We start from the raw sequence: 25,620 nt of genomic DNA on the forward strand, positions 1-25,620 counted from the left end.
ACTATCTTCCTTAGGGTTTTGCATTATAAATCCTAAGGTTTAAGGTATTTTTTTGGGACTAAAGCCCTATCGACAAAAATCCACCCATCTCTACAAAATCACTTATTGACTTTATAACCTCAATTCATATAATATATATTGTTGATGAAGACTGGATAGAGTCTTACTTAGGGCGTAACGCATGCGAGCACCCTCTCGGTTTTTGTTGCTGACGGGACAGCGGCTGAACTTTCCTGTCAGGGAGCGTATCATTATCTATCCTTCGCTCAACCAAACAAAACCCGCGCAAGTAGAACCCTAGACGAAATTTAACTAACAAAGGAGTCTACCTATACAATGGCACGTTACACAGGTCCTAAATTTAAACTTAGCCGCCGTCTTGGCATTTCCTTGAGCGGCACTGGCAAAGATTTGAAACGTCCGTTCCCTCCGGGGCAACACGGTCCTAACCAACGCAGAAAAGTAAGTAACTACGGAGCACAATTGCTCGAGAAACAAAAACTGCGCCACATGTACGGTTTGGGTGAGAAGCAATTCCGCACCCTGTTCGAGAAAGCGCAGCACATGCCTGGTATCGCGGGCGAAACGTTTATGATCTTGCTTGAAAGCCGTTTGGACAACCTTGTTTACCGTCTGGGCTTCGCGAACTCCCGTGCTGGTGCACGTCAGCTCGTATCCCACGGTCACGTAACGGTTAACGGCAAGAAAGTAGACATCGCTTCTTACCGCGTAAACGTTGGCGACGTAATCGGCCTTCGTGAAAGAAGCCGTGGTCTCTCTTCCGTGAAGGAAGCTCTGGAGAACCGTACGCATGTTCCGGCTTACCTGGAATTCAACGACACGACTCTGGAAGGCAAATACATCCGTTTGCCAGAACGTTCCGAGCTGTCGCAAGACATCGACGAGAAGCAAATCGTCGAGTTCTACAACCGTTAAGATTCGGAAGCAAACCGACCCAAGTTGTTCTCAACTTGGGTCGGTTTTTTTGTGCCTACCTTTGGCTATTTGGTCATAATGCTGTAATCCGTACACAATTGACTTTCCACCAGTCACTTACATACGGTCACTAACGTTTGGAACAGCTCATTTTGTAAGCGATCATCTTCGATCAGGTGCAAGCGTTCAATATGCTGCTTCGGAAAAATCAATAAATGCCCCTTGGTAGCCGGATATAGATCGAAAATACACAGAACATGTATTGACTCGTGTAGAACCACAGCTTCTCGGGTTTCTAATACATTGCAAAGTATACAATCAACCATCATTAGACCCTTTCTCTGACTAAAAGAGGAACAGTAAAGTTCTGTTCCTCTTTTAGCTGATTATGCATGATTATATGCAAAAATTGGCGAGGGATCTTTATATAGTCCATTCCTCTTATTTTACCGACAACTTGGCGAATTTGCGTTTACCGACCTGGATGATCTCTCCGCCCGCCAGCTCTACTTCCGCATTCGGGTCGCTGATCTTCTCTTCGTTCAGCTTAACCGCACCCTGCTGGATGCTGCGTCTTGCCTCCCCATTTGATGCGGCGAACCCTAGCAACGTCAGCAACTTGATCAGACGGATTTTCCCATTGACCAGCTCAGCGGCAGGAATTTCTTTCTCCTCGATATCCTCCGGCAGCGCACGTTGCTGGAACACCGTTACGAAATGCTCCTGCGCTGCATCGGCAGCTTCTTGACCATGGTACATCCGGACGAGCGTATGGGCCAGTTTCATCTTGGCGTCGCGCGGATGCACGGCTCCCGATTTGAGGCCTTCGGTGAGTTCAGCCAATTCTTCGAGGGACAGGTCAGTCACCAGCTCAAAATACTTCGTCATCAGCTCGTCCGGCACAGACATCGCTTTACCGTAGATTTCGTTTGGCGCTTCATCGATGCCGATGTAGTTGCCAAGGCTTTTACTCATCTTCTGCACGCCGTCCAAGCCTTCGATGATTGGGGTCATGATCGCGACTTGCGTGTCTTTGCCATATTCCTTCTGCAAGGTCCGGCCCATGAGCAAGTTAAACTTCTGGTCCGTTCCCCCCAGCTCGATATCGCTTTCCAGCGCCACCGAATCCATGCCTTGCATCAGCGGGTAGAAAAACTCGTGGATGCTAATCGGCTGACCGCTTGTATACCTCTTCGTAAAATCGTCGCGTTCCAGCATACGTGCCACGGTCACCTTCGCGGACAGCTTCACGACGTCGGCAAACGTCATCGGTGCCAGCCATTCCGAGTTAAAGTTAACTTGCGTTTTTTCCGGGTCCAGAATTTTAAAGATTTGCTGGCGGTACGTTTCCGCATTCCGTTGTACGTCTTCTTCGGTTAATTGTTTGCGGGTTTCCGATTTGCCGGTCGGATCGCCGATCCGCCCCGTAAAGTCGCCGATGATCAGCTGCACCTGATGGCCGAGCTCCTGAAACTGCCGCAGCTTCTGCATAACCACCGTATGGCCGATATGAATGTCCGGCGCGGAAGGGTCCAGCCCCAGTTTAACTTTCAGCGGCTTGCCGGTCACAACCGACTTGATCACTTTTTGCTTCAGCTCATCCTCCGGCACGATCTCCACAACACCGCGGGAAATCACCTGAAGTTGGCGTTCCACCTCGGCTTGCTGGGCCGCGCTTAATTCTTCCCATTTCATTGCTCTTCTTTCCCTCCATATTCGTTAGTCCTGCTTAGAAAACGGAACGCAAAAAAGCTCCTTCTCATCCCAAGGGACGAGAAGGAGCACTCGCGTTACCACCCTAATTAAAACCGTTTGCGGATCCTGCGGCGGATTGCCAGACGAACCGATGACGGTTTTCACTTCATTCACATAACGGGATTTCCCGGTACCGGACTACTGGCGCATTCTACGCGCGTTCCCCCGGACGGCTCCAGACGGTAATTCAAAAGGGATCCGCCCATTCGGTTCGCAGCAACCACCGATTCTCTGAGCGACGGGATTCCGCCTTCTACTGAGTCTTTCTAAGCCTTTGACGATTTGCAATTTAAAATATTATATAACACAGATGCATTCCCAAAGTCAAATCTACGAAAGCTAGGTCATGAGCAGGAACTAGGCTCCATCACACGCCAAAATACGCTGAAAAAACATCCAAATCCCCTTTTTTATGCTATAATGTTGCTGTTTATAAAGGAGGATCATGCATGGATCATGAGAACGACAAGAACTCCGGCAAGCTGCGGCGCAATAACCGGAGCGAAAAAAACTCAAAACCCGCCCGGAAGCGCAAAAAAGGCAGATTAGCCTGGGCGATTGTGGGTTGGCTCGTTCTGTTTGGATTTGCCGGCGTGATGTTTGCCGGTGGAGCCGTATTCGGATACGTATCCTCCATCGTTAAGGACGATCCGGTACGGTCGCGTGCCGACATTCAAGCAAAAATCAATCATAATGAAATGACAGGTTTCGCCTATTTCCGTGACGGCCAGCCGATTGGCCAGCTTCGCTCGGAAGAGGATCGCCGTCCTGTCACCTATAAGGAAATCCCGCAAATCGTGCTCGATGCTGTGATCGCCATCGAAGACAACCACTTTGAGGAACACATCGGGATCGACTTTAAAGGGACGTTGCGAGCGGTTAAGCAGCGGGTGCTTAAAGAGGACGTGCAGACCGGCGGCAGTACGCTGACCCAGCAGCTGGCGCGACGCGTGTTCCTGAACCTGGATAAGACCGAAGACCGGAAGGTTAAGGAAATGCTGCTGGCACTTAGGCTGGAGCGTTTTTTATCCAAGGAAGAAATCATTACGGCTTATTTGAATAAGGTTCCCTTCGGCAACGGTTCGAATGGGTACCAGGTTTACGGCATCAAAGCCGCAGCCAAAGGTCTCTTTAACGTCAGCAATCTGTCGGATTTGAATATCGCGCAAGCGGCCTATTTGGCTGGTCTGCCTCAGCTTCCCTCCACCTATTCCGCTTTTAACGGGAAAGGGGAATTTAACGAGGAGGCATTCGGGCGGGCGGTCAAACGCCAGCAGCTGGTGCTGCAGCGCATGCTTGAGGAGAACAAAATTACGCAAGCGCAATATGAAGAAGCGATGGCTTTCGATATTAAAGGATCGCTGGCCAAGCCAACGAAGAAGGCTTATGACACCTACCCGTATCTGATGCTGGAGACGGAACGGCAAGGCGCGATCGTCCTTGCGATGCTCAACAATCCGGAGATGACCAAAGAGGAGGTTGCCGCCAACTCGGCCATCCTCGAGGAAGCTCGGCAGGAGCTGCTGACTGGGGGATACCGGGTGTACACGACCATCGACAAGAAGGTCTACAACGCCATGCACAAGGTATCGGAGAACGCGGACAATTTCTCTCCGTACAGTGAGAAGAAGGGCCTGGAGCAGGTCGCCTCGATGATGATCGACAACAAGACCGGCGCGATCCTCGGCATGATCGAAGGGCGCGACTTCTACACGGAGCAAATGAACTATGCGACGCAAATGAAACGGCAGCCGGGTTCTACGATGAAGCCTATCGCCGCTTATTTGCCGGCCCTCGAAGCCGGGTTAGTTCAGCCTGCCTCGATCATTGATGATTCGCCGATTATTTTGAAGGACTACCAAAAAGGCTTCCACATTCCTGTAAACTCCAGCGGCGGCTATAAAGGGCTTGTGACCGCGCGGACAGCTTTGAATGAGTCGCGGAATATCCCCGCGCTTAAGGTGTTTAACAATATCGTTGGCATCGACAAAGCTTGGGACTTTGCCAAGAAGCTGGGCATCACTACGTTGGAAGATGAAGACTACAACGCGCAAACCGGCGTGCTTGGCGGCTTGAAATACGGTGTCACCGTTGAAGAACTGACCAATGCGTACAGTGCCATCGCCAACGGAGGGCAGTTTACCGACGCTTATATGATCGAGAAGATTACCGATGCGAAAGGTAACATCGTCTACAAGCATGAGGTTAAGCCGCAGCGGGTCTTCTCCGAGCAAACGGCTTACCTGATGACCGATATGCTTCGCACCGTCATTACGGACGGCACCGGTAAATCGATCAAAAGCGACTTCAAGAAATATGGCAAAATCCCGGTTGTCGGCAAGACCGGAACAACGCAAAACTACGCCGACGTCTGGTTTATGGGTTACTCGCCGGACGTCACACTGGGAGTATGGATCGGGTATCGCGAACCGGTGAACACGTTGTCGGAAGCCGGTAAATCCCGGGCGCGCAAAATTTGGGCGCTCGTTATGAACGAAGTCACCGAGAGCAGACCGGAATTGTTTGCGACCAAAGCGTTCACGAAACCGGACGGTATCGTAACGAAAACAGTATCCGGCTATAGCGGGAAGTTGCCAACGCAGTTGACGCAACAGGCCGGGAAGCTGGTTACGGATATTTTTAATGCTAAATACGTACCAACCGAACCGGACGACGTGCTGATTCGAGCTAAGTACGTGACGTACGAAGGCATCAACTACGTGCCGCTCGAAACGACGCCTTCGGATATGCTGCGTGAGAAGGTTGTGGTGAAGCGCGAAACGCCGATCGAAGTGCTCAAGGAACAGCTGGAGCAGGCGTTCGCCGGAATGTCCGGCAGCCACAAACCGCTGAGCTTCTACCTGCCGAAGGATGCCGGGGAAGATGCGCCTTACAAACCAGATCCTCGCGTCGATGACGGTCAGGCGCCTGCGCCTCCGGCGAATGTCGCCTTGTCTGCAGGCAGCGGAGCAGCTACGATTACGTTTAGCGAAAATACGGAAAAAGACGTGGTCGGCTACCGGTTGTACCGTGCAGACGACGGCGTGACGTTCCAGTATACCGGGAAAGCAGCGCTGGTTGGAGATCCGGCGGTCATTACAGACGATCGATCCGTTGGCTTCACCACCGCGTACTACGTCACGGCCGTTGACGTGGCCGGCAAGGAATCGGCGCCAAGTGCGATCGTCAACGTCTTTGGCGGCGGCGTATTCCCGGGCGGCGGCTCGACGCCGGATACGCAAAACGAGACGCCGGGCGGTAACGACGGCGGCATCATCGGCGACAATGGCAACAACGGTCCGCTTCCTGCATCACCAGCTAACGTGAGCGTGAAGAAGGACGACCGCGGATTCACGGTGAGCTGGGACGCGAACGGTGCTCTCGACCTGGTGACGAGCTACAACGTCTACGTGTCCGATGCCCAAGGCGGCACCTACACGAAGGTCGCTTCCACCTCGGACCCGCACTTCTCGTTCAAGACCGACTCCAGCTCCGTCTGGATCCAGGTCACCGCCGTCAACGTGCTGGGCGAATCCCCGCCGTCGGCGCCGGTGCAGTATAGTAAGTAATATAAAAGCAGCAGGTGTGGGCCTGCTGCTTTTTGGGTGCTGCTCTTTCTTGTGTGATCTTGTGCTCGTGGGTGCTCCTATTTCATCGAACCGTGAAACGATGTTTCCTTAAGGCTGTCCGTATAAATATATATGATTTTTCGAACATAATTCGCTGCAAACTACCCATTTGGTGGAAATATATTCGATTTTTCACATAAAATCTCAAAGTTCGGGCTTCAAGGGAGCGATTATATATGAAATTTCATATAGAATGGGCCAAATCCGCCATATTTGAGCGAATATATTCGATTTTTCATATATATTTCCGTTTCGGCGAAATACTCACACCCCCATTCCACACGACAAATTGGGATAATAACAATCCTTTATTATTTGTGGGAAACAAGGGAACACCTCCTAGACTTCTCGCTCTTCCCAACCTAATGGAGGAATAAAGTAAGCATCGTACTGCTCTTTCGCCAAGTCCGTTAACTTCTCCTTCCACTGCCAGTACTCATCCAGATAACTTTCCCCCTTCCCCATTCGCCAAAATAAGCTGGTTGGATCCTCTTCCGGAAAAGCCACCCAAGGAGGTAATATAAACAATGCTTCTTCTGAGCCGGATAATTTTTCGCGAGTTTCCATCAGGATTTTGCCGAGCCAATTTGCCCCAGACCCATCGCCGTTGTCACCCCAAAAGCGGTCATTCCTCGTATGTTCAATTAGCAAGCAATCTCCCGTAGATACTAGCAATCCCCTCAGTTCAGGATGCTGTTGGAATTTCGCCTCCACTGCTTGTCGCATGATTTTCAACTTCACTTGCTCCCAATCACTTAGAAGCGGCCGGGATCGATCTCTCCCCATCTGTGCAGCTTGAAAAGGGGTTTCCGCTTGTCTAATCGCTTCCTCATGTTCACTCCCCGCAAACTTCTGTGCCTGAAAAATAATGCTCCGACGTTGGCCAGACCTTATCATTTATCTCAATTGGATAAAGAGCAAAGTTGGTAAATTGTCCATAGGGACGATTTGTTTCGTAAAATCGGATCACTTTCTGATCCGCACGGACTTTCAACAACTCATTTCGGATGGACTCCGCCTTTTTTAACATTTCCTGTGCAATCCTTTGGATGTCATCCCTGTCTTCACCTCATCTCTCCGGCAAAGAATGTACTGGGGTGAATATCGATGGTTGTCAGCCTTCGTGCCCCTATTCTGATTCAATTTTCCAATTGAACATATCTTTAAAATCTTCGAAACAGCTTGGACAAACCCAATAGTATTTGTCTTCCGTTGCGTAACCTTTATCACATTCCTCAGGGAATTTTTTTCCAACAAAACTCACAATGGTCATGATCCCATGATTGATTCATAAGTAGGTAATTTTGAAATACCATCTTCTTACCCAATAAGTACTTTGCTTGGTTTCTTATGCGCCAATCGTTCTGATGGCTCACTATGATCATCACTTTCCTCATGTATAGGTGAATATTTGCATCACCCACTTTGGATAATTCTCCGTATCAAGGCTTACCATGAAAAAGTGTCTTAGCTATTTTATGAAATCTTTAATGATTACCCTCTACTATGCTCTTAAAAATTTTCGGCGGAATCGTATAATCCAGATTAATGGTATGAATGCTCTTTTGATAACGGGATATAAAGCCTTCAACATAACGGAATAATTCCTCAAAATAGCCCTCCACACTTGGATTGATACGGGTTTCATTCCAACTAAGGTGATACAAGCCCCAATCAAACAAACGTCTTACTTCTGTCTCAAGCTTAGTCGACACAACTTCCGTTCCTCTTCCACCTGGAACTTTTAGTTTTAGAATTATGCTATCCAATTTCATGAGCATTCTAATAAGCTCTAGTGCATCCTCGGCGTACACATATACATTTTGTATTAAGGCATCGGGCCATTTCGTCATCAGATCTGCTCTCACATTTGGAGGAAGGTTTAAATAATATTCCTGATTTTTATTCCAATACACCTTTCTAATAACAAGAGGTGACTCCTTCCCGCTCTCATCAAGAAAGTTACGGTATTCGGAAAAAAACGACCATGAAATGATACTGTCTGCGGTCCATACTCTGCATCTTAACACCTGTTCCAAGGTTTTCTCTTCAGATAATTCATTCTCTTTACAGTACATAAAGATAGGTTCTTCCGTTAAATAATGCACCATAGCTTCTTGTCTTAACAAAAATAGCGGAGTGATTTTGGAACACACTTCTTCACTATGAATGGAATTACAGCTTCCTTTCACACTTTGACTCAAATTATGACTTCCCCCTTGGAATTGATACACTTGCATTTTGTAGATGATATTATTTATGAAAAGAAAAATGAATACACTTTGCATAACACTGGTCTGTTTCTTCTCTTTTGTCTAATTACGGACAATAGTATACTTCTTCCATGTTTACTTCATCACCTCTTGTATAACTGTCATATCGTCATCGTACTGGATAAGTTCGCGATGTTGGCGCCATGAAGTTAGTAAGTAATGAAAAAGCAGCAGGTGTACTCACGCTACTTTTTTGTGTGATCCTGAGCATTTCATAAGCCACTAAGTCCACATCATATCGATCCGCATCAACAAATTTAGTTAATAGCAAGCCTTATAGGCTTAGGTTGAACCAAGTCATTACACCACGAAAACGATGTTTCCATAAAGGCTGTCCGTGTTGATCCAAACACCAGATGTACGATTCTGGCTTTCTTTTCTTGACTTCAGTATACAGATATACCTGATTTCTTTGATCCAATATCGGATTAAATCAACAACTCATTTCGGATGGACTCCGCCTTTTTTAACATTTCCTGTGCAATTCTTTGGATGTCGTCCATGTCTTTACCTCATCACTCTGATTAGCAAAGTACTTAGGAAGTGCGTGATGACAGCTACAGTAGGTAATTAGTACAAGAGCAGCAGGTTATGTCCCTGCTGCTCTTTCCCAGGGTGCTTTGAGAATATCGATGGTTGTCCGTTGTCGTCCCCCTATTCTGATTTAACTTTCCAATTGAACATATCTTTAAAATCTTCGAAGCAGCTTGGACAAACCCAATAGTATTTTTCTTCCGTTGCGTAACCTCTATCACATTCCTCGGGGAATTTTTCCAACAGAACTCACAATGGTTATGATCCCATGATTGATTCATAAAAAGGTAATTTTGAAATAACATCTTCTTACCCAATAAGTACTTTGTTTGGTTTCTTAAGCGCCAATCGTTTGGTTCAATCATTGTGATCACGTTCCGTTTCATTTGTTACCACAGATCCAACGGATTAAGTTCTCATCAGCCAATTCTGGATTGTTAAGGCCAACTGTGGTCATTTTGATTGTGCGAGTAATTCCTTGGCAATTTCGGGTATGTCGTATTCAATGAGATCTTTATTTTTTAGTTGAGCGAGCCTGTAAAGTTCCTCTTTTAAACTAGAGATAATCCCGGTGTCAAGTTTCCTAATTAAGTGCCACAAAATATTTTGTATCCAGTCGTAATCATTAGATTCTAATATGTCTTTTAATGATGGAATTAAGTCTTGGCCTAGTGGAATTAACAATTCATCAATAATTAAGGGGGCTACAGGCCAGTTTATATCCTTAGTCCATTCTAATATTTCCGGTAAAATCAACTTTAGTTCAGCCTTAGATAAAGTTTTTAGTAATTTAATCGAATCGTAATCACTTTTGTCTTTAGGTAAATAATTTGCAACATCCATTTATTAGTACATCCTCTTTCTTATAAATATTGTTTTTTTCACTACTTTAATCTTACTGAAATGCTCTGTAGTATTTTAGTTAAGTAGTAGGGTTCACTACCATTGTTTTTTACTGCGTCTCTTGAAGACATCCAAATTTGATGTTCAATTGGATCTTTAGCAAGAATCAGTATATGATTAGGGTTTTTGGGATCACTCTTTACAGTAAATACTCCTGTCTTTTTAACCAACTCTATAGAAGTAACAGTGAAACTTTTCCAATCTTTACTTGCTTGTTTAAAATAAGATAGCCCGTTTGCATCTATTACTGGCCTTGGTGTCAAGTTTACATCACCGCCATTTCCACTCCTAAAAATTAGAGAATGTTTATCATTATTAGTTTTAGTAGAAGAAGAGGTGGCTTCCAACCCTAATATAGTCGCTAATCCTGCTGCTTGGATAACCTTACTTAGTAAAGATGATGTATTACCGCTTATCGGCAATGCGACTTCATTTTTAATTATGGTAATAAAATTATTGGTTTCTTTAGAAATCGAGTTAGCATAGTTAACTGCAGCCTGCTTTTGATTGTTATAGATATTAATAATTTCCGAATACGACTTTCCTTTATTTGCATAATATAATGAATCCGGTACGTATTTGTTATTATTTGCTGGATTACTACATTGCCCTGCATGCGAATATGTTTTTCCATTCACTACTGATTCACACCAATAGCCGGTTGGATCAATATTATTCAACGGTTTATTCTCAACATACGTATACAAATTCAAGCTCAGCGGATTTGTTACGCTGCCTTCATACGTATCCTTACTTATAAACCGTCCTGTCGCAGGGTCATAGTACCTTGCCCGCAGGTAGTACAGTCCAGTTTCCTCATCCTGCATTTCTCCAGCGTACTTGAAGACGTTCTGGATTTGTTCTTCCTGATGGAGGATATTTCCCCACTCATCATATTGGTAACTGTTAACCGTGTTGCCTGCTTCGTCAACGATTTGCACCACGTCACCGTGGCCGTTGTAAACATAATAATACTTTTTGTTTGTTACAGCATCTCGTTTGGCCAACAGACGGTCCGGACCCCAAACATAGTTCGCCAAAGCCTGATTGTTACCATTTGCTTCTGTTATCACCTTACCACTGTTATTGTAAGCATACCGAACTTTTTCTGTCACAGGTGGAGGAGTTTGACCAGAAGCATCTGCAGGTTCTCTTGACGTCGTGGTCTTAGATAACCGCAGCCCTTGCATCTCATACTCAAATTCGGTTGTAACATTTTCTTTGGTTACACTTTTCAGCTGATCCCAGACATTAAAGGTGTAGGTCTGCTCATTAGTGTCTTCAATAAGACTGTCACCTTGCAAGGTTTTGCGGTTTCCGCGTGCATCGTACGCATATACGATCATTTGGCCAGACGGGCGTTTGACTTGGGTTAACCGATCCAACTTGTCGTACTGGTAAGTGGTTGTCCCGGTCGAATCCGTCACAGATATGATATTTCCATTTGCATCGTAAGCATACTGGAATTCAGACAACAAAGTGGCGCCTTTTTTGTTCGTTACTTTGAGCAGTCTACCAATTCCATCATAGGTGTAATCAGTGATTAAATAGCTACCATCCGAGAGTCTAGGATAAGTGACTCGCTTCAGTTTACCGTCCGGTTCATAGGTATACTGCGCATTGGCATTTTCCGCGGCTGTGACTTGATAAGAACCGTTAGTTTGAACACGATTGATCCTGGTCTTATCGTAGCTGTAATGCGTAAAGTAATCAAACGCGTCAGCGACGTTTTTTAGACGATTCGCATCGTCGTATTCGTGGCGAACGATGGTAACCACACCGTCATACACGTTGGCTTTGTAGGTCTGAGAACCATAGAAGTTGTAACTGTTGTATATGGTCATGAAATTCGATCCGCTGCGTTGTTCTTCCTGCCGTGAAGGTCCAAACAGCGTAAATTGATATATATTCTTGAGTGTGGTCGAACCCGCGACTTTCGCAATGTTTCGGCCGATATCGTCATAAAGGTAGTTGATCAAGTTGTTGTTCGCGTCCTTGCGGAGCGTAATCTGCCCCAGTTTATTACGGGAAAAGGCATCCTGATTGGCAGCCGGATCAGTACTCGTTTTCAGGAATCCCGTCTCGTCATAAGCTTTGGTCGTTGTCCAATTTCTCGTGCCGTCGGTCTGTGTGGTTGATTGCAATTGCCCCAGTTTGTTGTATGCATAGCTGGTGGTTTGATTTAATGCATCTTGCACCGCAGTCAACCGGCTAAGCTTGTCATACTGATAACGGGTCGTATTACGATTCGGATCTGTATATGCCATCACATTACCTAAGTAATCATAAGCAAAATCCTCTTGGACTACGTTTGTCGTACGATTTGGCCAGTTAGGAAATGCCTTTAATGTTATCTCTCGTCCCCATTGGTCGGTGTAAGACTCAAGTACATTCCGCTTCAAAGTATCCTGGGGGTTACTGCGGAAGGCAGCGAGATCGCTGGCAGCAACCAAATAGGACGTCGTTTTCCGGTCAATCAGGTCGTAATCGCTTCGATACAAGTTACCGAACGGGTCAATCGCTTCAAAGGCACGTCCCCATGGATCATAGTCTGCCGTCGATACATTGCCGACGGTGTCGATCACGTATTCTGGCCGGGCCATAATATCATAGTGGTATTGGGCCAGAACTAACTCGCGCATCGTATAGTTGTCAAGTTGACCGATTAATACGGCATTTCCGAACCCATCGTAAAATTCGTGTTTAATGTTTTCATAATTAACCGCGTTATCATTTAAGCGTGTCGACCTCGTATAAGAATCGATCCGAGTCGTGATCAGGTATTTATTTTCATCGTCAAAATATTCCGGGCTGTTATCTACAGTTTGATCATGGTATTCGATGACGTCTTCAATCTGATAACGCTCACCATTTTGATTGTTATTCACCGGATAAATCGTTTTGGTCAAACGCCCATACACATCATATTGATATTGCGTCGTTTTGTTATCTGCGTTTGTTTCTGAAGTCATGAGTCCAAGTAAAACGTTATATGTTCGTTGAACTGCTGTTTCGGTAATTTGCCCAGAATCATTGGTATAATAGGATTTTATTGAAGTCGGAAATAATTGATATGAACCGCTCTGACTGTAATAAGCGACAGTTCTTGCTGTTTTACCATTTTCCAATGGGATTAAAGTTTCCAAGGTTCTACCGTCAGCAGCCTGCGTGAAATTATAGGTTGTGACTTCGCCATTTGCATTTTGCTCCGTTTTTAGGCGGCCCTGAGCATCATACGTATAAAGTTCGGTTAATACCGTACCGGCATCTTTATAGTATTGGATCTTGGTTGGTAGTTTGAAATTGGCATCATACTCATAGGTCGTCGTGTGTTGTGTGACCATTGCAGCATCATTAAGCTGAGTCGCCGTTAACGGACGCGTTTCGCTCTGTAGGTCGCCCCAACTATAATATTTATAGGTTTGGTACAGCTTGTTCTCCCGGGTTCCACTGGTTGTTTTTGTTTCAACTTTCGTTGGCTTATACTTGAATGCTGTATCATAGGATTGAACAGTTTCGGTGATTTTCTCTCCGTTTGATGCTGTATGCTCGGTCATCAAGAGCTGCTTCTTCCCGTTAAACGTAGTTCTAATTTTCAAGCCATCCTGATTCAACGACTCTGAACCGAAACGATAGCTCTCCGGGATAACCTCTTCGACTTTATAAGTTGGGTAACCGGTGACATCACCGAAATACGTGTAATCCAATTTATTATACAACCCTTGAGCATAGATCCCTTTACTTGGGTCATCATAGTTATAACGGTTCAAGCCATCAAATCTAGATGTAACTTGAAATGCTTGATATGCCCCTTCCCCACCCCAGTTCCGGGTAATAACCTGATATTCATAGAAGGATGTAGAATGAGGGTACATCGCATACTGCAGCAAATAAACTGCAGTCCCCGCCTCTGAACCGCCTAATGATTTACTTATCGCACTGAATTTTTCAGAAGCCAAATAGTAGTTGTAGTAAGTGTTATAACCATTTAAGTCCGTAACTCGATACAAGTAAGGTTCATAACGTTTACCTATCAATGTCCCGTTTTCAAAAATGCTGACTTCTTCCCTCTTCTTGGCATAAGTGATTGTTTTCTTCTCCGTCGTGGAGGGATGGCTAACGGTTATCGTGATGTTCTCGGTCATATTCTGCTTGTCGAAATTAGGATCACTCAAGTTACTCTGATAAGCAAAATCAATATTGCGTCCAATCGAATCCACGATTTTCGATATTACTGGGTAATTTTTTCCGTTCATCAAGCGATTGACATGTGTGAATTTAATCTCGTTTCCAAAACGATCCTTAATTCCTAATAGTCTTCCATCAGAGCCAAAGTAGGTTTTCTTTTTGTTCTGATCCACAAGCACATAAGTTGAAGTCATTTGACCGTTCGTATAAGTTGAGTCTCTTAAAAGCTCAACATCAGTACGACCGTAGTCCTCCAGTTTGCCTTTATTACTGGCGTCAAACTTCACAACATAGGCTGCACCAGTACCATCATGGTAATGAATATATGACCCCTCGATTTGCAAAGAAGGGAATGCCATCGACCAACCTCCGCCTAAGTCGTAACGTTGTCGGCTATAGGAGTTTTCATCAGGATAAATTTTCGTTGTGGTCGTATACGAGTTCTGCACATACTGAACCGTTTTATACTCGATGTTATAGTCAATGTATCTTCTACCGCTGTCCGGTTGATTTTTCAAATAATGATCTGCAACGTTATACGCTGAGGTTTGATCGGCATAATAACCCGGAAAATACGTTGCGTATTTATTTGTCGCGATATCCCAATAGAGCAGCGTTACATAATAACCTGCTCCGGAACCGACGGTTTGGGACGAACCGGAAGTAACGGTTACTCGCTTTGTACCCACTTCGGCCTGACTGGAGTTGTACAATCGTCCCAAAGTTAAATCCAGGCCATCCTTCCCAGGAAGAGTTAAGTCAATCTCAGAGAGCGTAAGAGTTCCAGTCGCTGGATCAATGGTTTCGCTGACGCCGCTGCGGTCAGCTAGATTTGGTTTATTCGATTCATTGACTAGTTTTGGGGTTACAAGCCCGTTAAGCACCTTTTCCAGTTGCTTATTATCGATTTGGGCATGAACGCTGGGGGCACTTGCTTGCGAGCCAATAATAAAAATCAAAATAGCCACTACAATATTCTTGAAGCATGATATGGCTTGTCTCATCAAAATACCCCTACTCCTTCCCTGCCAAAGCTTGTTTACTAGCCTCTTTCGCAGCTTGTAACTGACGGAGAAGCTCCGTTTCAGAAATGCCTGTTTCCTTGGATAATGAACGAATTCGCTCAAGGGTATCCGTATCTACAGAAGATGTTATTGTCTTAGCATTATTGGTTTGCATCAGTTGTTTTTCCGATTTCGATTGATAACTGGCGACAGCTTTTTCCCCTCCGGTTTTGTAGGCACCAAGCAACTCAGCCACTGTTCCTTTTCCGGTGTCGTATGCAATGAGCAAATTCAGGATATCCTCATCTTTTAATTGTTCCTTTTTGAATTGCGCATACGGTTGAGGATGAGCTTTGGCTAACTCGTTAAGTTGCTTCTGCTCCATCTCCTGTACCAAAATCACCTCTAACTCATCCCAATCTAGTCCGCTGTCTGCTTTGCGTTTCGCCAGTGCTATCGGATCTATGAACTGCTTATTCGCTAACTCATCTAATCGATACAAATCTTCAATTGCGTATCCCTCCGAAAGGAGTTGTTCCATCTGATCTTGAGTTACTTGATAAAGATCTTTGGCATCAACATCCACCGCCAACGACTTCGTTATACTTGGGTTAACCTTGGGCTGAATTTCCACACTTTCATACACAACTTGTTCTTCACTTTGGAAATTCTCAAATGGGGATAGATCGTTATTAAGCTCCACTGTGATTGACGGTTCTTGATTCGGTACCTGAACGATGTGTTCAGTAGACGGTCCCCCGTGAAGAGCTTGATTCCATTGTTCTACGACCTCCTCGGCAAAGCCGATCGTTCCCGGGCCAATTAAGGAGGCCATTAACCCCGCGCAAAGCGGCAGTGCTAGCCATTTACGATTTGCTTTGTTCATCTTCATCCTTCTTTCACCCCTTTATGGATTTAACTGCGTTTTTACCGTCGTACGTTTGAGCAAATTCCCGTTTCGGTCGTAATCATATTGAGTTTGATAGCGATAGAGCCCTTGCTCATATTCCGTCCGGACTAGCCGGTTCGCATCGTCATAGGTGTATTGTTTAAGGGGGGAAATACTCCAACGCAATCGGTAAGGGTCAGAGCTAATCGGCATTCCATCCGCCACTGAAACCTTGAGATATATCACAGAATTCTGAACCAAATAAACCGAAAGATCGGTGTCTTGGCCATTAACAATCTGCTTAACGGCTAGTGGTTGCAAATTTGCATCGAACAGGTCCAGTCTGTACTTAGTTCCGTTAGGCGCTAACAATGTCAAGAAATAAGTATTGCTTTGTCCAACCGATAATTTATAAAAATCTCGATCAGTAGAGCTTGAGATATACGATTCATAGAGCTGGGAAACATTCATGACGGTTGCTGTTTCCGGTGCATCGTTTGGTTCATAGGTATCAAGTGACGATACAGAAAGGTACATCGCGTCAAGACCCAAAGAATAACCAGCACTATTTGCATTTTTATCTGTCACTTCAAAACGTATCGTATGTTCCGCTTTATCATCTAATCTGATCGGTAAAGTTACTACCGAATCCGTACGTTCCTCAATTTCATATAAATCCAAAGTCTGCGTTACAGGCTCGCCATCAATCAGGATCTTGATGATTCCACCTTCCGAAGACTTCTCCATTCTTAGCTCTAGATCGTAAATTCCTTGTGTTGCAGTGAATGGAAACTCCACAAAGTCACCTAATTGATCGGCAGGATAGTTAGCAAGCAAACCCGCACTAAATTGGCTGTTTTCCAACAAATTTAGGGCTTCGCCAGTATTGGTTACAGCTGGCATATTTTCAAATTCGTACACCACTTTTCCTGAGAGTGTGCTTACAATGATACTTTCACTAAAATCAGATACAGCTGAGTCCTCAGCAACCGTCCTCATTTTGAGCGAATAGCTAGTACCAGGTGTTAACCTAGTCAAGGTATAAAAAGTCTCGTTTCCAGGAACAGAAGCAGCTAATACGTCATTCATGTAAATTTCATAGGTTACACTTGTGGTGGTAGGCACATCTGTCGAAACTTTCCAAGACAAATTGATCGTTGTATCCGATTGGACATCTGATCTAAGCTGAGTGGGTGGACTTAGTGGTATAGCTACAGGCTGAAGGGTTGAAGCTGATAAGGCCTCGCTATAATCTGATAAGGAATTGTCCTGCCCCTGCGCCCTAATCTTAAAGATGTAAGTTGTTGCTGGAGCCAACCCGGTGACTGTAAAGTTGTATTGATCACCGGTAGCTGTCCCTACTAACTGGTCGTTACAAAAAATCTCATAGAGTTTAATTGTTTCGGAGATTGAGACGATCTGCCATTCCAAATGAATCTCTGTATCCGAAATCGTTCGTGCGTGAAGTAGGGTAGGTGTTGGGATTGTTGTAGTTTCTGGGAGCGGATCTTGTGGATTTATGTCTGGTTGTGCTTCTTGAGGGTTTTGAGTCGGGTTTTGTTGAGGAAACTCGGGCGCGTTTTCGGTCTGAGGATTGGATTCGAGTCGCTCCTCACCTAATGGCAGCTCCTGCGTACCCGTTTCTTTCACTGAAATTGCTTTCTGGCTTTTTGCTGCTATAGTAGTAATTTGTCGTACTTTTGACTTGTCCGCAAATACGCTGGTGGACGATAGCGTCAATAGAACGATAACTAAAACAACAGCTATTCTCCTAGCAAATACTGACAAATAACATCACCCTTTCTGTAATATATTTCCTATAATATCATATTATATTTTATTTAGAATACTATTCTTCCATTGGGTTATAGTGTATATTAAATAATTTGGGATAATTTCACTATTTAATAAATATTTTGTATTTCAATTGTTAAAATATTTGCATTTGTAGGAAACAAAACTCGTCAAAATATATATGATTTTTCGAACATAATTCGCTGCAAACTACCCATTTGGCGGAAATATATTCGATTTTTCACATAAAATCTCAAAGTTCGGGCTGCAAGGGAGCAATTATATATGAAATTTCATATAGAATGGGCCAAATCCGCCATATTTGAGCGAATATATTCGATTTTTCATATATAATTCCGTTTCGGCGACAGAGCCGCGCCCCCAGCCCAGCCCAACCCAAAGGCGTATACCCCTCTCCTCAAATCATAACCACCCGTCCAACGGGTGGTTTGCTCTTGGGGTATAACCCCTTGTTGCCAAACTGCGCCTAAAGGCGGCGCTAGCCTGCTCTTTTTTGTATTCCTGCGCTCTTCGACGTCCTATTTCATTTCATAGGCCACTAAGTCCACATTCAAATCGATCCGCATCGACGAATTTGGTGAAGCGCAAGCCTTCTAGGCTCAGGTTGAACCAAGTCATTGCACCGCGAAAACGATGTCTCCATACGCTTGACGTCAGCAGGATCTGACTGATCCCGCTTAACGATTCAACATTAACAAAGTCCTATTGACATGATCATAATATAAATGAAATATAGTATTGTAGCCATTTATTGTTTTTACAGGAGGCACCTATTGTGAGCCAAAAAAATCCTCGAATGATTCAATCCGTCCAGCGCGCCCTGGATATCATCAACTGCTTTGATTCCCTGCACGTCCAACTGTCGCTAACGGAGATCAGTCAGAAGCTGAATCTGAACATCAGCACGGTACACGGCCTGATTAATACGTTAATCGCATACTCATATATCGATAAAAATCCGGACAATGGCAAATACAGACTGGGGCTGGAGTTTTTGCTCAAGGCGAATCTGGTATCACAGAGTCTGGATTTGAAGGAGATTGGACATCCTTATTTAACCGACCTGACAAAAAAATATCACGAAACCTCTCATTTATATATATACCAGCATGAGCAGATTTTTTGCGTGGATAAAGTCGAATCGCCCAACAATTACTTCATCATCAGTTCCAGAGCCGGCCATAAGCTGCCCCTCCATGCTTCTGCCTCAGGGAAAGTGTTCCTGGCCTACATGTCCGAGGCTGAACTTCAAAATTTCCTGAGCAATAACAAACTGACAGCGCTCACCGACCATACCATTACGGACAAAAAAAAGCTCCTCAGCAACCTGCAACAAATTCGGGAGCAAGGCTTCGGAATTGAGAATGAAGAGATTGAAACAGGCGCTTACAGTATCGCCGCTCCGATCCGGGATGCCTCACACCGCATCGTCGGCACGATCAGTGTAGTGGGCTCGATCACACGAATAAAGGGGCAGGAGAGCGAGATTCGAGCCGACCTGCTAGAAGCCGCAGCTGCGATCTCCGGCCAATTCGGGTACCGTGTTCATTCTTTTACAGAATAAATAGCATACACGCGCAGAAGCAGCCCTTGCGATTTCCCGCATTCCGGATACATCAGCCAGAGACTCGGCGTCCGGATTATAATTGGTGTTTGTGTTTATGTCATACGTATCGGTTTTGCCTACCGCGTCGGTAATACATTCAATTCCGGCGAAGCTGATCCCGTTCTGCTCCAGGAGCGCTTCATACTTGGCAATCAGCGGGCTGGATCCCTCGATTACCTCGAACTTCGTTCTTTCAGTCGCGCAAGCAGTGCGTCATCTATGGCATGGGCGTTGCGCTGATTCCTAAAATCGCCGTCAAGGATCAGCTTATTCAGCATGCACTATCCAGCTTCTCCGTTGCTCGGGGAGAGCTGCAGCCATTTTATTCACAGATTGTATTATCCAAGAACAAACATATCACCGCACCGATCAACGATCTCACCTCGCTGCTGACGGTACATGAGTTTGCGGCCGGCTAAAGGCGGTTAACATTGAAAAAGACCTTCCGGCCAGACTGGTCAAAAGGTCTTGATGGTACGGCAGAATAGAGAATCTACTTCGCGAGAAGCAGCAAAGCATGATACAGCACCTCGGCTCCCAGCCCGCAATCCTCCTTGGAGCTCCACTCCTGCGGATGATGACTGATTCCATTCCGGGAACGCACAAAGATCATCCCAAGCGGCCATAGGCCGCTAAACTGCATCCCGTCATGGCCGGCGCCGCTGACCAGCTCCGGCAGAGGGTCCGGCAGCCCGGCAAGCTTCCCGGCAGCAGCGATCGCTTCCTTTACCTCCGGAGAGCTCGGAGCCGGCGCGACTCTTTGCAGCAACTCAAGGGTGAGCTCCGTGCCATGCTTTCGGCACACTTCGCCCGCGTAATCCCGGATGCGGCCTTCCAGCATATCCCGCTCGGCCTCTTCCACGTCCCGCAAATCCAGCGAGAACTGTACTTGCCCCGGTATAACATTGACGCCTCCGGGCAGGGTCTGAATTTTGCCAATCGTGGCCACGGCATTCGGAAATTTCCGGGTCTCTGTATAGATGTAGCTCATGAGCTCTGTTGCCGACTGCAGCGGATCTCTGCGCAGGTTCATCGGCCTCGCGCCCGCGTGACCGGCCTGGCCTTTGATCGTGAACTGCTGCCACAACGGTCCGGCAATTCCGGTTACGAGGCCGACAGGCTGACCGATACTCTCCAGCACGACCCCCTGTTCAATATGAAGCTCGACGTATGCCTTGACCTGATCCGGCTCTCTAGCCGCCTCTTGCACCCGCTCAGGCGCCAGGCCGGCCGACCTCATCGCCTCGGCAATCGTAATGCCGTCCGCATCCGCATGTCTCAAATTTTCGGGACGCAGGGTGCCGGCGACAGCGCGGCTGCCGATCATGCCGAACCCGAATCGGGAGCCTTCCTCATCGGTGAAGGCGATCACCTCAATCGGATGTGCGGTAGCGATGCCCTGCTCCTGCATCGTCTGAAGCGCCTCTATGGCGGCCAGCACGCCCAAAGGACCGTCAAACTTGCCCCCGGACGGCACCGTATCGATATGTGATCCTGTCAGCACAACAGGCGCTGCCGGGTCGCTTCCTTCCCGCCGTCCGATCAGATTGCCTGCCGCATCCTCGCGCACGGCAAGGCCCGCTTCCTTCATATAGCGTGCAACCTGTTCCTTGGCCTCACGCTCCTCGGCGGTAAACGAAAAGCGGGTGACTCCCCCGCTCTCCTGCGCGCCGATCTCGCCAAGCTCCATCAGCCGCTTCCACAGGCGTCCGGCATTAATGATCATCGCCCTCGCCTCCGGCCTTTTCCTTCTTATCGGCGTCTGTATTGTTCTCGTTGTCTGCTTCATTCATTTTAAATCGGAAATGGCAGTGCCCGTCCTTGAGCAAATATTTATCATGCTCCACTTCAAAATTCGGATTATATCCTCTCGCAATGGCCGGATCGATCATTTGGCAGTACAGAATGCCGTACTCCTCCATGCCGTCCTTCTTCCACTGGTCGCCAAACGCGCAGCGGGTAAAGTTCTGCTCGATCTCTAGCGGATGGTACTCCGTCACATATTCAAACAGGTCGCTGCGTCCCATATCGTAATTCGGCAGGTAGCTGTGAATGTCATTAGGCTGTCCGGCCGCAGCCGCACGCCGGGCGATATCTCTGCCCCGCTCCTCACCGAATGTGCGAACCCCTTCGCGAATGGCGTCTTTGCCCTCTTCGCCGAAGCGGTCAACAACCGCCTTCGAGAGATGAGCAAACAGTTTCGCCATAATAGTATACGGATCTACCGGCTCCAGACTTTCATCATGATCAATTGTCGTATTGGATTGCTTGTCTGTCGATTGTTGTCCCATTATGAATACCTCCCAGGTTCAAAAGTGTGTCGGTGTCTCTACCTTCTACCTTAGCCTTAGCACCATTATCCCTTATGATCAGGTTGCAGGCCAAGCTCTGTCTTTTCACTTCTCCTGGCGCCCCTGTCTTTGATACTCGTGTCTCATCTTTGATTCTCGTGTCTCATTCCCGGCGCGCCATTGATCTCGCATCTTGGAGAGCTGCTTCCATATGCAAAGAAATGTCCTTCTTCCGAGTTTGTCGGTCTCCTTGTTGCCTGATCAAACGGGATATTGTGCAAAGCATACAGCAATAGCGAGTATTTATGTCCTACAAAGGCTCAAGCTGACTTAGGTGCTGATAAAAGTTAAGTTATATAGTTGCAAGCTTAATGTTTTGTCGTCCCCAAGTACACAGATTTGACAACGTTGTTGTTTCTCAAGTCCGCCGCTGCGCCATGCACGACGATCCGGCCCGTCTCCATCACATAGCCCCGATGAGCCGTTGCCAGCGCCATGCGGGCATTCTGCTCTACCAACAGGACGGACACGCCCTCTTCGTTAATTTGCCGGATGGCGGCAAAAATCTCCTTCACGATCAGGGGAGCCAGTCCCATGGACGGCTCATCCAGCAGCAGCAGCTTCGGTCTGGCCATCAATGCGCGGGCAATCGCCAGCATCTGCTGCTCGCCGCCGCTCATCGTTCCGGCCAGCTGCTTCTGCCGTTCCTCCAGCCGCGGAAACAGCCCGTACATTTTTTGAATATCGGCGGCAATCTCGGCCTTGTCGCGCCGAACATAAGCGCCAAGCCGCAAATTCTCCAGCACGGTCAGATCGGGAAACACGCCGCGCCCCTCGGGAACCTGGGAAATGCCCAGCTCCACAATGCGATGGGGCTCCAGCTTGGTGATGTCCCGTCCTTCAAACCGGATGCTTCCCTCCGCACGTTTGATCAAGCCGGAAATGCTGCGCAGCGTCGTTGTTTTGCCGGAACCGTTCGTTCCAATCAGCGCCACAATTTCTCCGCTGTATATATCCAGATTCAGCTGCTTCACCGCCTGAATGACGCCATAATTCACCTGCAATCCCTGGATTTCCAGCATCTTTAGTCCCTTCTGGCCGGCATGTTGTCTCTCCGTCATCGTTCCTCGACCTCCCCGCCCAGATATGCCTCGATAACATTCGGGTCGTTCTGAATCTGCGCCGGATTTCCCTCCGCAATCTTCACCCCATAATTCAGGACAACGATGCGATCGGAAATGTCCATCACCAGGCCCATGTCATGCTCAATCAGTATAATCTCGATGCTGTACTGGCTGGACAGACGCTTGATTTTCTGAATCAGCTCGGCCTTCTCGACAGCGTTCATTCCGGCCGCCGGCTCATCCAGCAGCAGCACCTCGCAGCCAGTCGCGAGCGCGCGGGCGATTTCAAGCAGTCGCTGCTCACCGTATGGCAGACCGCCTGCGAGTATATCCAGCTTGTGCTCCAGACCGACGATGGCCAGCTTCTCCACACAGTCCTGCACAATCGCCTCACGTCTGCGCTGGAGTGCCGCCTGGGATTTGAAAATGGCCGAGAACATCCCCTCTTTATTGCACTCGGCATGGGCGACCAGCACATTCTCCAGCACCGTCATGTTCTTGATCAGTCTCGTATTCTGAAAAGTTCTTGCCAGACCGAGCTCTACTCTCCGGTAGGGCTTGAGCTTGTTAATCACGGCATCCTTGTAGCGAATCGTGCCAGAGGTCGGGCGATAGATGCCCGTAAGCAGATTGAACAGGGTCGTTTTTCCCGCCCCGTTCGGGCCGATAATCGATAAAATCTCGCCGCGGCGTACCTCCAGGTTAATGTCGCTCAAAGCCGTCAGGCCTCCGAAATTCACCGACACGTTGTTCAGTTCGAGTACCTTCTCCATCATTTGTTCCCAACCTTCTTCACGTTTCCGTAAAAGTTACGTTTCCGGTATTGCTCGCCCCAGAATCCCGAAGGCTTGAATATCATCATTAGCACGATGGCCAGGCCAAGCAGAATCATTCGATAATCGCTCACATATCTCAAGATTTCGGGTGCCGCCACCAGAATGACCGCACCAAGCACAGAGCCCGGCAGACTTGCAGCTCCCCCTAATATGACCATCGCAAGGATATTCACAGAATCCAAATACCGGAATGCATCTGGACTGACATACGAAATATAGGTCGCCCAAAATGCACCGGCGGCACCGGCGAAAAATCCCCCGACGGTAAAGGCCAGCAGCTTGTAATAATTCGGACGGATGCCGACCGATTGAGCCAGCGTTTCATCTTCGCGTACCGTCAGCAGGCTGAGGCCGACGCCCGAATGCACCAGTCTATGGATGACAACATAAGTGATCAGCACCAGCAGCAGAATCAAGTAGTAAAACTCCAGCTTGTCCCTGAACACAAAGCCGAAGAGCGAAGGCGCCGGAATGCCCGGCAGGCCCATCGGGCCACGGGTCAGATCGACCCAGCCGACAAAAATAAGCCGGACAATTTCTCCGAAGCCGAGGGTCACGATCCCTAAATAGTCCCCCCGCAGCCGGATGACAGGACTGCCAAGCAAGAAGCCGAACAGCCCGGCAATGGCAGCCGAGGCGGGAAGCGCGATCCAGAAGGACAGATGGAAATGCAGCATCAGCAGCGCAGCGGCATACGCGCCGATCCCGTAGAAGGCCGCATGCCCAAGCGCAAACTGCCCCGCATACCCGATAATGACGTTAAGGCTCAAGGACAGCATGGAAAAAATACCGATCATAATGACAACATGCAGCAAATAATCATTGACCAGCTGAAGCACAATCGGAAGGACAATGGCCAGCACAGCCGCGGCGGCCATGGCCGCTTTCTTGTTCATACCTATCACCTATACCTTGTTGATCTCTTTGCTGCCAAGGATGCCCGAAGGTCTGATCAGCAGTACAATGATCAAAATTGAAAATGAGATAACGCTCTTGTATTGGGTCGAAATATAAGCGCCGCCGAGCGTTTCGACGAGACCAAGCAGCACGCCGCCCAGCATCGCGCCCGGGATGTTTCCGATTCCTCCGAGTACCGCAGCCGTAAATGCGTTAATTCCTGCCATATACCCCATCGTCGGATAAACCGCGTTGTAATAAATGCCGACCATAATGCCGGCGCATGCTGCCAGCGAAGAGCCGATGGCGAAGGCAAGGCTGATCATCCGGTTCGTATTGATCCCCATCAGTGCGGCGTTGGTCAAGCTCATCGAGGTCGCCCGCATCGCCGTCCCTGTTTTGGTCCGGGTTACGAACAGTTGCAGACCCAGCATCAGCAAGATGGACAGCAGCAATATCAAAATTTGGATTTCAGAAAATGTGATGCTTCCGAATGTGTAAGTCCGGCTGCCAAAAGCGGTCGGGAAAGGATGCATCTCCGTCCCCCACAATTTCTGCGCCAGGCTGACCAGGAGCGTGGACACACCGAGAGCGCTGATCAGCGGCACGATCCGGTCCGCCAGACGCAGCGGCCGGTAGGCGAGCCGCTCGATAAGCATGCCAATTCCCGCCGTAACGGCAGCGGATAATAAGAAAGCGAGATATAAAGGAAGCTGAAATTCCTGCATAAAAAAGAGTCCCAGAAAACTGCCGATCATAAAGATGTCGCCATGCGCAAAGTTAACGATTTTCAGTATGCCGTACACCATCGTATATCCGAGTGCGATCAAGGCATAAATGACACCGATGGTCAGCCCGTTGGTCAATTGCTGGAGGAACATGCGTAACACCCCTTCAAAGCCGAGGAACAGGAAAACGAGCTTTCCTGTTCCAGGTTCAC

18 protein-coding genes and 1 other annotated feature are annotated in these 25,620 nt (G+C 47.4%); of the genes, 4 read left to right on the forward strand and 14 right to left on the reverse strand.

Translation table 11 applies throughout. The features are described from left to right. Positions 1–336 precede the first annotated feature (336 nt). Entirely contained in the window at positions 337–936 is a 600-nt protein-coding gene (rpsD, locus tag U9M73_RS08945; RefSeq protein WP_009225221.1) for a 30S ribosomal protein S4, read from the forward strand. A 113-nt stretch (positions 937–1,049) separates the two neighbouring features. On the opposite strand, the gene U9M73_RS22170 is transcribed toward rpsD, so the two are convergent. After that, a complete protein-coding gene (locus U9M73_RS22170; RefSeq protein WP_083791500.1) occupies positions 1,050–1,265 on the reverse strand; it encodes an HIT family protein in 216 nt (71 codons plus the stop codon). Between the two features lie 112 nt (positions 1,266–1,377). Further along, positions 1,378–2,631 (reverse strand): tyrosine--tRNA ligase, encoded by a 1,254-nt coding sequence (tyrS, locus tag U9M73_RS08950; RefSeq protein ID WP_323076900.1) that lies wholly within the window; start codon positions 2,629–2,631, stop codon positions 1,378–1,380. Positions 2,632–2,700: 69 nt separating this feature from the next. After that, positions 2,701–2,969, reverse strand: a binding site (T-box leader). Positions 2,970–3,140: 171 nt separating this feature from the next. Between tyrS and U9M73_RS08955 the strand changes: the two genes are divergently transcribed. Next, a complete protein-coding gene (locus U9M73_RS08955) occupies positions 3,141–6,260 on the forward strand; it encodes a transglycosylase domain-containing protein (RefSeq protein ID WP_323076901.1) in 3,120 nt (1,039 codons plus the stop codon). Between the two features lie 399 nt (positions 6,261–6,659). On the opposite strand, the gene ybiA is transcribed toward U9M73_RS08955, so the two are convergent. The 6 genes from ybiA to U9M73_RS08985 all read right to left on the reverse strand — a co-directional run bounded on the left by ybiA (position 6,660) and on the right by U9M73_RS08985 (position 17,899). Next, on the reverse strand, positions 6,660–7,217 hold the full coding sequence (ybiA, locus tag U9M73_RS08960) for a riboflavin biosynthesis intermediates N-glycosidase (protein WP_232228354.1): 558 nt from the start codon (positions 7,215–7,217) through the stop codon (positions 6,660–6,662). A 590-nt stretch (positions 7,218–7,807) separates the two neighbouring features. Next, positions 7,808–8,524, reverse strand: a complete 717-nt coding sequence (locus U9M73_RS08965; protein WP_127576415.1) for a hypothetical protein — start codon at positions 8,522–8,524, stop codon at positions 7,808–7,810. A 1,056-nt stretch (positions 8,525–9,580) separates the two neighbouring features. Further along, positions 9,581–9,970 (reverse strand): DUF5071 domain-containing protein, encoded by a 390-nt coding sequence (locus tag U9M73_RS08970; RefSeq protein WP_028539437.1) that lies wholly within the window; start codon positions 9,968–9,970, stop codon positions 9,581–9,583. Positions 9,971–10,011: 41 nt separating this feature from the next. Beyond that, entirely contained in the window at positions 10,012–15,222 is a 5,211-nt protein-coding gene (locus U9M73_RS08975; RefSeq protein WP_323076902.1) for an RHS repeat-associated core domain-containing protein, read from the reverse strand. A gap of 10 nt (positions 15,223–15,232) precedes the next feature. Further along, positions 15,233–16,114, reverse strand: coding sequence for a hypothetical protein (locus U9M73_RS08980; protein ID WP_127576417.1), 882 nt, complete (start codon positions 16,112–16,114; stop codon positions 15,233–15,235). A gap of 15 nt (positions 16,115–16,129) precedes the next feature. Further along, positions 16,130–17,899 carry a fibronectin type III domain-containing protein gene (locus U9M73_RS08985; RefSeq protein ID WP_323076904.1) on the reverse strand — a complete coding sequence of 590 codons (1,770 nt, stop codon included), beginning with the start codon at positions 17,897–17,899 and terminating at the stop codon, positions 16,130–16,132. Between the two features lie 802 nt (positions 17,900–18,701). Between U9M73_RS08985 and U9M73_RS08990 the strand changes: the two genes are divergently transcribed. After that, positions 18,702–19,490 (forward strand): IclR family transcriptional regulator, encoded by a 789-nt coding sequence (locus tag U9M73_RS08990; RefSeq protein ID WP_009225218.1) that lies wholly within the window; start codon positions 18,702–18,704, stop codon positions 19,488–19,490. Between the two features lie 266 nt (positions 19,491–19,756). After that, positions 19,757–19,951 (forward strand): hypothetical protein, encoded by a 195-nt coding sequence (locus tag U9M73_RS08995; protein WP_323076906.1) that lies wholly within the window; start codon positions 19,757–19,759, stop codon positions 19,949–19,951. Positions 19,952–20,025: 74 nt separating this feature from the next. Here the strand turns inward: U9M73_RS08995 and U9M73_RS09000 are convergent, their stop codons facing one another. The 6 genes from U9M73_RS09000 to U9M73_RS09025 all read right to left on the reverse strand — a co-directional run bounded on the left by U9M73_RS09000 (position 20,026) and on the right by U9M73_RS09025 (position 25,561). Continuing rightward, positions 20,026–21,258, reverse strand: coding sequence for a Zn-dependent hydrolase (locus tag U9M73_RS09000; protein WP_323076907.1), 1,233 nt, complete (start codon positions 21,256–21,258; stop codon positions 20,026–20,028). Then, a complete protein-coding gene (locus U9M73_RS09005; protein ID WP_009225215.1) occupies positions 21,248–21,823 on the reverse strand; it encodes an L-2-amino-thiazoline-4-carboxylic acid hydrolase in 576 nt (191 codons plus the stop codon). Before U9M73_RS09005 ends, U9M73_RS09000 begins: the two co-directional genes overlap by 11 nt. Positions 21,824–22,191: 368 nt before the next feature. After that, positions 22,192–22,905 (reverse strand): ABC transporter ATP-binding protein, encoded by a 714-nt coding sequence (locus U9M73_RS09010; protein WP_323079102.1) that lies wholly within the window; start codon positions 22,903–22,905, stop codon positions 22,192–22,194. A 35-nt stretch (positions 22,906–22,940) separates the two neighbouring features. Further along, positions 22,941–23,720 carry an ABC transporter ATP-binding protein gene (locus U9M73_RS09015; protein ID WP_323079103.1) on the reverse strand — a complete coding sequence of 260 codons (780 nt, stop codon included), beginning with the start codon at positions 23,718–23,720 and terminating at the stop codon, positions 22,941–22,943. Continuing rightward, on the reverse strand, positions 23,720–24,679 hold the full coding sequence (locus U9M73_RS09020) for a branched-chain amino acid ABC transporter permease (protein WP_028539446.1): 960 nt from the start codon (positions 24,677–24,679) through the stop codon (positions 23,720–23,722). The genes U9M73_RS09015 and U9M73_RS09020 overlap by 1 nt, the downstream gene beginning before the upstream one ends. 9 nt (positions 24,680–24,688) lie before the next feature. Beyond that, positions 24,689–25,561 carry a branched-chain amino acid ABC transporter permease gene (locus tag U9M73_RS09025; RefSeq protein WP_028539447.1) on the reverse strand — a complete coding sequence of 291 codons (873 nt, stop codon included), beginning with the start codon at positions 25,559–25,561 and terminating at the stop codon, positions 24,689–24,691. Positions 25,562–25,620 lie beyond the last annotated feature (59 nt).

Origin of the sequence: Paenibacillus phoenicis, assembly GCF_034718895.1 — a bacterium.
In the GTDB taxonomy this organism is placed as follows: Bacteria; Bacillota; Bacilli; order Paenibacillales; family Paenibacillaceae; genus Fontibacillus; species Fontibacillus phoenicis.